The sequence below is a fragment of the Azohydromonas aeria genome (assembly GCF_009760915.1).
GTDB lineage: Bacteria > Pseudomonadota > Gammaproteobacteria > Burkholderiales > Burkholderiaceae_C > Azohydromonas > Azohydromonas aeria.
This window is the reverse complement of the sequence record NZ_VIDQ01000042.1, coordinates 51,127-59,821: the sequence shown is the minus strand read 5'-3', so window position 1 is coordinate 59,821 and position 8,695 is coordinate 51,127. Positions and strand designations below refer to the sequence as shown.

5 protein-coding genes are annotated in these 8,695 nt (G+C 74.0%); 4 read left to right on the top strand and 1 reads right to left on the bottom strand.

Going from position 1 to position 8,695, the window contains the following annotated elements:
- The coding region (locus FJ694_RS22080) for a N,N-dimethylformamidase beta subunit family domain-containing protein (RefSeq protein WP_157269485.1) at positions 1-4,181 on the top strand (4,181 nt) is incomplete at its 5' end.
- A 100-nt stretch (positions 4,182-4,281) separates the two neighbouring features.
- Here the strand turns inward: FJ694_RS22080 and FJ694_RS22075 are convergent.
- Positions 4,282-4,728 carry a hypothetical protein gene (locus FJ694_RS22075; protein WP_157269484.1) on the bottom strand — a complete coding sequence of 149 codons (447 nt, stop codon included), beginning with the start codon at positions 4,726-4,728 and terminating at the stop codon, positions 4,282-4,284.
- Between the two features lie 206 nt (positions 4,729-4,934).
- On the opposite strand from FJ694_RS22075, the gene FJ694_RS22070 reads away from it, so the two are divergent.
- From FJ694_RS22070 to FJ694_RS22060, 3 genes are read left to right on the top strand one after another with little or no spacing between them, the layout of a single operon-like run.
- Complete coding sequence (locus FJ694_RS22070) at positions 4,935-6,326, top strand: AAA family ATPase (RefSeq protein WP_157269483.1); 1,392 nt, start codon at positions 4,935-4,937, stop codon at positions 6,324-6,326.
- Positions 6,327-6,333: 7 nt separating this feature from the next.
- The gene (locus FJ694_RS22065; protein WP_157269482.1) at positions 6,334-7,833 is read left to right on the top strand and encodes a VWA domain-containing protein; all 1,500 of its coding nucleotides are present in this window, start codon (positions 6,334-6,336) and stop codon (positions 7,831-7,833) included.
- Complete coding sequence (locus FJ694_RS22060; protein WP_157269481.1) at positions 7,830-8,678, top strand: Rossmann-like domain-containing protein; 849 nt, start codon at positions 7,830-7,832, stop codon at positions 8,676-8,678. Before FJ694_RS22065 ends, FJ694_RS22060 begins: the two co-directional genes overlap by 4 nt.
- Positions 8,679-8,695: the final 17 nt, after the last annotated feature.

Sequence of the window (8,695 nt, the reverse complement as noted above, 5' to 3'; positions counted from 1 at the left end):
GGACCAGCGGCCCGGAGGTGCAGGCCAAGTACGGCATGCGGCTGGACACGAACTACTACTTCTGGCCCCCGGGCTGGGTTGGCGACGTGCCGGGCGTCTTCACCGGCTCGGCCATGCCCATGCGCTTCGCGCGCCTGGACGGCAGCCTGCTGGACGTGTACCAGGCGGCCACGCAGATGACCGACGAGTCCGGGCAGAGCTATCCCTACACCGTGGACACGCTGCTGGATCGCGCCGTCGGGCCCGAGGGCTACTACGGCGCCTACGTCGTCAACGCGCACACCGACGAGGCCATCATCACGGAGTCCGAGACGGTGGTGGCCTCGGCCCAGGCGCGCGGGGTGCCGGTGGTCTCGGCCAAGCAGCTGCTGACCTGGCTGGACGCGCGCAACGACTCCGCCTTCACGAACCTCGCCTGGAGCGGCAGCACGCTGAGCTTTGGCATCACGCGCGCCGCGGCGGCCAACGGGCTGCAGGCGATGCTGCCGCGCCGGGCCGCCGGCGGCGCCGTGCTGGGCAGCATCAGGCGCGCGGGCACGCCCGTGCCCTTCACGCTGCAGGTCGTCAAGGGCGTGGAGTACGCCTTCTTCGCCGCCGACGGCGGCAGCTACGCCGCAAGCTACGGCAGCGACAGCAGCGGCCCCGGCGTGAGCTCGACGCAGCCGGCTGCGGGTGCGGCCGGCGTGAGCAGCTTCACCACCGTGAAGGCCGGCTTCACCGAGCTGCTCGACGCGGCCAGCATCAATGCCAGCACCTTCGAGCTGCGCAACGCTGCCAGCGGCGCGCTGGTGGCCGCCAGCGTGGACTACGACCCGGCCACGGGCGTGGCCACGCTCACGCCCGGGGCGGCGCTCGCCAGCTCCACCACCTACAGCGCCACGCTGCGCGGCGGGGCGGCCGAGCCGCGCATCAAGGACGCCGCGGGCAACGCGCTGGCCGCGAGCGTGACGTGGAACTTCACCACCGTGACGGGCGCGGCCGCGACCGCGTGCCCGTGCGGCGCGTGGAGCAGCACCAGCACGGCGGTGCCGGCCACGGCGTCGGTGGCCGACCCCGGGGCGGTGGAGCTGGGGGTGAAGTTCCGCGTGGACGTGGCGGGCTTGGTCACGGGGGTGCGCTTCTACAAGGGAGTAGGCAACACCGGCACGCACGTGGGCAACCTCTGGAGCAGCGACGGCACCCGGCTGGCCACGGCGACCTTCGTCAACGAGAGCGCCAGCGGCTGGCAGCAGGTGCAGTTCAACCCACCGGTGGCCGTTGCCGCCAACACGGTGTACGTGGCCAGCTACCACGCGCCCAACGGGCGCTATGCCGCGGACTACGACTTCTTTGCCAGCACCGGGGTGAACAACGCGCCGGTGCGGCTGCTGCGCAGCGGCGACAGCGGGGGCAACGGGGTGTATGCCTACGGCAGCACATCGAGCTTCCCGTCGCAGAGCTACCGCGCCAGCAACTACTGGGTGGACGTGCTGTTCATGCCCGACGGCGGGGGCAGCGGCGGGGGCGGCGACACCACGCCGCCGACCGTCACGGGCACAAGCCCGGCCGCGGGCGCCACGGGCGTGGCGGCCACGGCGGGCGTGACGGCGACCTTCAGCGAGGCGATGGATGCGGCCAGCGTCGGTGCCGGCAGCTTCGAGCTGCGCGCCAGCGGCTCGCCCACGGCGGTGAGCGCCACGGTGAGCTATGACGCGGCCAGCCGCACGGCCACGCTCACGCCGGCCGCGGCCCTGGCCGGCTCCACCGGCTACACCGCCACCGTGCGGGGCGGCACGACGGAGCCGCGCGTGAAGGACGCGGCCGGCAACGCGCTGGCCAGCAGCATGAGCTGGAGCTTCACCACCGCGGCGGCGTCCCCGGGCGGCGGGGGCTGCGCCAGCCCGGCCAACGCCGTGGTGGCGGAGAACTGCCTGCCGGGCAACCCGGCCTCGGAGTGGGACGTCTCCGGCGCGGGCGATGCGTCGATCCAGGGCTATGCCACGCAGATGAGCGTCAACCGCGGCTCGACGGTGTTCTTCAAGGTCAGGACCACGGCAGCAGCCTACCGGCTCGACATCTACCGGCTGGGCTGGTACGGGGGCCAGGGCGCGCGCAAGGTGGCCACGGTGCAGCCCAGCGCGGAGCTGCCGCAGAACCAGCCCGGCTGCCTCACGCAAGCGGCCACGGGGCTGGTGGACTGCGGCAACTGGGCCGTCTCGGCGTCCTGGGCGGTGCCGGCCACGGCGACCTCGGGCATCTACATCGCGCGCCTGGTGCGCAGCGACACCGGAGGGGCGAGCCACATCGTCTTCGTCGTGCGCGACGACGCCGGCAGCTCGGCGCTGCTGTTCCAGACCTCCGACACGACGTGGCAGGCCTACAACGACTACGGCGGCAACAGCCTCTACAGCGGCGGGCCCGGCACGAGCCCGAGCCGGGCCTACAAGGTCAGCTACAACCGCCCGTTCAACACGCGCGCGGTGGACGGCGGGCAGGACTGGCTCTTCCATGCCGAGTACCCGATGGTGCGCTGGCTGGAGGCCAACGGCTATGACGTGAGCTACATCAGCGGCATCGACACCGACCGCTCGGGCAGCCTGCTGCTCAACCACCGCGCGTTCGTGTCGGTGGGGCACGACGAGTACTGGTCGGCGCAGCAGCGCGCCAACGTCGAGGCCGCGCGCAATGCCGGGGTGCACCTGGCGTTCTTCAGCGGCAACGAGGTGTTCTGGAAGACGCGCTGGGAGGCGAGCATCGACGGCAGCAACACGGCGTACCGCACGCTGGTGAGCTACAAGGACACGCACGCCAACGCGCGCATCGACCCCACGGGCATCTGGACGGGCACGTGGCGCGACCCGCGCTTCTCGCCGCCGGCCGACGGCGGGCGGCCCGAGAACGCGCTCACGGGCACGGCGTTCATGAACAACTGGACCGGGCGCTCCTACGCCATCACGGTGCCGCAGGCCGAAGGGCAGCTGCGCTTCTGGCGCCACACCAGCGTGGCCACGCTGGGCGCGGGGCAAAGCGCCACGCTGCCCACCGGGGTGCTGGGCTACGAGTGGGACTCGGACCTGGACAACGGCGCGCGCCCGCCGGGGCTGATGCGGCTGTCGCAGACGAGCGTGACCTCCAACGGCATGCTGCTGGACCACGGCTCGAGCTACGGCACGGGCACCGTCACGCACTACCTGACGCTGTACCGGCACGCCAGCGGGGCGCTGGTGTTCGGCGCGGGCACGATCCAGTGGTCCTGGGGGCTGGATGCGGTGCACGACAACGGCGCGGGCGTGCCCGTGGATGCGCGCATGCAGCAGGCCACGGTGAACCTGTTCGCCGACATGGGGGTGCAGCCGGCGACGCTGCAGTCGCCGCTGGTGGCGGCCAGCGCCTCCAGCGACACGGCGGCGGCCACGGCCAGCATCACGGCGCCGGCAGCCGGCACCAGCGTGGCCGCGGGCAGCACCGTGACGGTGTCGGGCACGGCGGTGGATGCCGGCGGCGGGGTGGTGGCGGCGGTGGAGGTGTCCACCGACGGCGGCGCGACGTGGCGCGCGGCCAGCGGGCGCGGCAGCTGGAGCTACAGCTGGACGCTGCCGGCCAGCACCACGGGCACGGCCACGATCCTGGCGCGCGCGGTGGATGACAGCGGCAACCTGCAGGGCACGCCCGCGAGCCGCAGCTTCACGGTCGGGGCGGCTTCGTGCCCGTGCACCGCCTTCCCGGCCTCGGCCGTCCCGACGGTGCTGGCCGACAACGACACGGTCGTGACCAACCTGGGCGTGAAGTTCCGCACCACGCAAGCCGGGTTCATCACGGCGATCCGCTTCTACAAGAGCGCGGGCAACACCGGCACGCATGTGGGCGCGATCTGGTCGGCCAGCGGAGCGCTGCTGGGCAGCACCACCTTCGTCAACGAGACGGCCACGGGCTGGCAGCAGCAGAGCTTTGCCACGCCCATCCCCGTGGCGGCCAACACGGTGTACGTGGCCTCGTACCGCGCGCCCAATGGCCGCTACTCCAGCGACAGCGGGTACTTCAGCACCAGCGCGGTGACGCGCGGGCCGATCCGGCTGCTGCAGAACGGGGAGAGCGGCGGCAACGGCGTCTATGCCTACGGCGGCACGGAGGTGCAGTTCCCGAACGCGTCGTACCAGGCGACGAACTACTGGGTGGACATCGTGTTCGAGCCGTCGCCCTGAGCCGCGGCGCGACGGTCCCGGCCGTCGTTCGAGGCCGTGCCCTTCGCGGGGCACGGCCTTTGCGCTTCATGGGGCCGCCGCATGCCGCGGCGGTTCGCGCTCAGCGCCGCCCGTCGCGCCGGTCGGCCCAGTTCGGGATGCCGTCGCCGTCGCGGTCGTGGCGCAGGTTGTTGTAGCGGTCGTGGCGGTTGGGAATGCCGTCGCCGTCGCGGTCCCAGGCCGGGTTGTAGAGGCGGTCGCGGCGGTTCGGGATGCCGTCGCCGTCCGCGTCCCAGCGCGAGGCACGGTGGTAGCCGCGGGGGCGGCTGTAGGGCGAGGGCTGCACGTAGTAGTAGCCGGGCGCGGGCCGCACGTAGACCGGCGCGGGCTGCACGTAGACGGGTGCCGGCGCATACACCGGCGCGGGCTGCGTGTACACCGGCACGCCCACCGGGGTGCCGATGGTGACGGACCACTGCACGTCGCTCCCGCCATGCGCCTGCGCCATGCCGGCGCCCAGCACGCCCGCCAGGGCCAGTGCCGCGACGACGATGCTTCTGCTGCTCATGAATCCACTCCTCGTTGGCTGCCGGCCAGCATGTCCCCGGCCGTGCTGGGAGTTCAAACGCCGCGTGCGCGGCGCCGGTTCACCGCCGCCATGTAAAGCCCAGGTAAAGCCAGCTGAAACCGGACGTTCGCCGCGGCGCGCACGATTGCGCGAATCCTTGACCCGGTTCCTTCTTGGGCCCGGCGCCGGCTGGCGACAATCGGCCCATGACACCGCCCGCCCCCGCGCGCCTGGCCGCGCTGCTCGAATCCCTGGAAGCCGGCCTGCTGGAGCGCCAGACCGCCGTTCGCTTGACCCTGCTGGCCGCGCTCTCCGGCGAGCATGTCCTGCTGATCGGCCCGCCCGGCACCGCCAAGAGCGAGCTGGCGCGGCGCCTGCACCGCGCCTTCGACGGCGCGCGCTACTTCGAGCGGCTGCTCACGCGCTTCTCGACGCCGGAAGAGCTGTTCGGCCCGCTGTCGCTCAAGGCGCTGGAGGACGACCGCTACGAGCGCCTGACCGACGGCTTCCTGCCCACCGCCGGCATCGCCTTCCTCGACGAGGTGTTCAAGGCCAACTCGGCCATCCTCAACGCGCTGCTGACGCTGCTCAACGAGCGCGAGTTCGACAACGGCAGCGGCCGTGAGCGCACGCCGCTGGTCAGCGTCGTGGGCGCCAGCAACGAGGTGCCCGGCGACGAGGCGCTGCAGGCGTTCTTCGACCGTTTCATCTTGCGTATCCCGGTGCTGCCGGTCAGTGACGACGCCTTCACGGCGCTGCTGCAACTGCGACCGCAGGCGCTCGCCGTCGAGCAGCCGCTGTCGGCCGACGAGCGCGGGGCGGCGCTGCAGGCCGCGGCGCACGTCGCGCTTGGCGAAGAGTCGCTGGCCGCCTTCCGGTCCCTGCGCGCCTGGCTGCGGGCGCAGTCGCTGCCGATGTCCGACCGCCGCTGGCGCCAGTGGCTGCAGCTGCTGCGCGTGTCCGCCGCCACCGAGGGCCGCGCCGAGGTCGATGCGCTGGACCTGTGGACCGCTCCGTTCGTGGCCGGCGCCGGCCCCGAGGACGTGCCACGGCTGCAGGCCTGGTTCGAGCGCGACCTGCTGGGCGCCGTGCCGCAGGACGCACCCTGGCTCACGCGCGCGGTGGAGGCCTTCGAGAAGCAGCTGGAGATCGAGCAGTCCGCGCCCGACGACCCGGACGCCGCCAATGCCGCGGGCAAGCTGGCGCTGGCGCGCTCGATCAGCGGCAGCGAGGACGGCGCGCGCATGCTGCGCATCGTCTCGGACACGCTCGAAGACAAGCTGCGCCGCCGCTACAGCCCGGTCCATGTCGAGGCGCGCGTGGCGCAGGTGGACGAGATCCTGGCGCAGGCCCGGGCGCAGCACGCCGCCGCGGCGCAGGCCCGCTCCGCGCTGGCGCAGCGGCTGCAGGGCCGGCTGTGGCTGCCGCCGGAGCTGGCGCAGCGCCTGCTGGACGCGCACGGCCACACCTGCGCGGTGCTGGCCGACCTGGTCGAGCGCCTGGCGCGCACGCGCGACGCTTTCGGCGCGCTGCCGCTGGATGCGCAGCTCGACGCCGCCGCGCCCACGCCGGTGCTGGTGGAAACCGCATCGGCCTGAGCCGCGCATGGACGCCGCCGCGATCGACCGCCCCTACGACCGGCTGGAGCCGCTGCCGCGCGCGCTGTGGCTGCCGGCGCTGATCACCAGCGCCGGCGAGCGCGGGCAGCGCCTGGCCGACGCCCGGACCTGGCTGGACAGCCTGGGCGCCGGCGCGCTGCCGCCGGCAGCTGCCGACTTCGGCGACGCCGCGGCCACCGCGCCGCTGCGCCAGGCCGTGGGCGAGCTGGGGCTGGCGGCGCTGTCGCGCGGCGTGCCGGCGCTGGCCGAGCAGGTGTTGCGCACGTTGCTGTGGCACCTGGACCGCATCGTCGATCACCAGCCGCGGCTGTCCCGGGGTGAAGCCATCGCGCGCGCCGCCGCCGACTTCCGCGCCGAATGGCAGCTGCAAGGCGCCGGGCTGGAGGAGCAGCTGGCGCTGCTGCGCAGCCTGGGCGACCTGGGCCAGATGCGCTGGGACGAGCTGCACGGGCAGCTGCACTCGCGCTCCTGGCAAGCCGCGCGCAAGGCGAGCGAGTGGCTGCAGCAGCTGCCGGCGCTGGTGGCGCTGATCCAGCGCCTGGGCCGCACCGAGCGCAGTGGCGGCACGCCCGCGCCGCAGTCGGTGGAGAGTGCGTGCGCCGCGCCGCCGCAGGGCTTGCGCGCCGTCGAGACCCGCCTGCCCGACGCGCCGGGCGAGATCGTCGGCGTGCGCTTCTCGTCGCGCCCCGAGCGCATGCTCGCCGGCGAGGCGGTGATGCTCACGCACCCGGTGCTGAAGAAGCTCTGGCGCGCGCGCCATGCCGAAGCGCGGCTGCTGAGCTGGGAGACGCAGGCCGTGCTTACCGACTGGCGGCCGGACCCGCACGCGCCGCCGCGCCGGCGCAGCGCCGAGGCGGAGCCCGAGGCGCTGCAGCGCGGGCCGATCATCCTGTGCCTGGACACCTCCGGCTCCATGCGTGGCGCCCCGGAGAACATCGCCAAGGCCGTGGCGATTGCCGCGCTGCGCGCCGCGCACGAGCAGCGCCGCGGCTGCAAGCTCATCGCCTTCGGCGGGCCCGGCGAGGTGCTGGAGCGCGACCTGGGCGGCGACGCCGCAGGCCTGCGCGCGCTGCTGGAGCTCATGGGCCAGAGCTTCGACGGCGGCACCGACATCCAGACCCCCATCGAGCGCGCCATCGAGCGCGTGCACGAGGCGCGCTGGCAGCAGGCCGACGTGCTGCTGGTCAGCGACGGCGAGTTCGGCTGCGTGCCGCACACGCTGCGCCGGCTGGAGGAGGCGCAGTCGCGCTTCGGGCTGCGCGTGCAGGGCGTGCTGGTGGGCGATCGCGAGACCATGGGGCTGCTGGAGGTCTGCGACGACATCCACTGGGTGCGCGACTGGCGCCGCTACGCCGACGCGGCCGAGGGCGGCGACGGCCGCGGCTTCTCGCCCGTGCACAGCAAGAGCCTGACGGCGCTGTACTTCCCCAACGCCCTGTCGCCGCGCGCCGCGCGGCACGGCACTTCCTCCGGAAAGAACGAATGAGCTTTGCCACCGACGCCCTGGCCCGGGTCCAGGCCCTGGCCGACTTCGGGCCGCTGCCGCGCGTGCGCGCGCTGCACCTGCCGCCGCTGCCGGCCGCCGACGCGATGCGCGGCGAGTTCGCGGCGCTGGAGCTGGAGGACGGGTCGCTGGGCCTGTCCTACGTGCTGCTGGGCGACACCTGGGCCGGGCTGCGCCGCCACGCGCAGCGGCACGACCTGGCCGGCGCGGACGCGCTGGCGCTGGCGCGCGGCTGCGCCGGCGGCGACCCCGTCGAGCGCACGCTGGGCTTTGCCGCGCTCAATGCGCTGACACGCCGGCTCTTCGACCAGGCCGGCTTCGTGCCGCCGGCCAGTGCCGACTCGCTGGGCGCGCTCGACCCGCAGCCGGGCGAGACGGTGGGCATGGTCGGCTACTTCACGCCGCTGATCCCGCGCATCGTGGCGCGCGGCGCGCGCGTGCTGGTGGTCGAGCTGCGCGCGGACCTGGCCGGCGAGCGCGACGGCGTGCGCGTGACGCTGGATGCGGCCGAGCTCGCCGGCTGCGCCAAGGTGCTGGCCACCGGCACGCTGCTGCTCAACGACACGCTGGACGCGACACTGGCGCACTGCCGCGGTGCACGGGCGCTGGCGCTGGTCGGGCCCAGCGTCGGCTGCCCGCCCGACCCGCTGTTCGCGCGCGGCATCACGCTGCTGGGCGGCAGCTGGGTCACGGACGGCCCGGGCTACCTGCGCGCGCTGGCCGCAGGCGAGTCCACGCAGGACCTGGCCCGCAAGTTCTCGCTGGCGCCGCGCGACTATCCCGGCTGGGAGGCGCTGCTGGAGCGGGCCGCGGTGCGGCGCGCCTGAATCGGGCCGGGTGCCGG

What these genes read in the sequence shown, in the direction of transcription:
- FJ694_RS22060 (WP_157269481.1), top strand. Translation starts at nt 7,830, where the DNA reads ATGAGCTTTGCCACCGACGCCCTGGCCCGGGTCCAGGCCCTGGCCGAC.
- FJ694_RS22070 (WP_157269483.1), top strand. Translation starts at nt 4,935, where the DNA reads ATGACACCGCCCGCCCCCGCGCGCCTGGCCGCGCTGCTCGAATCCCTG.
- FJ694_RS22075 (WP_157269484.1), bottom strand. Translation starts at nt 4,728, where the DNA reads ATGAGCAGCAGAAGCATCGTCGTCGCGGCACTGGCCCTGGCGGGCGTG.
- FJ694_RS22065 (WP_157269482.1), top strand. Translation starts at nt 6,334, where the DNA reads ATGGACGCCGCCGCGATCGACCGCCCCTACGACCGGCTGGAGCCGCTG.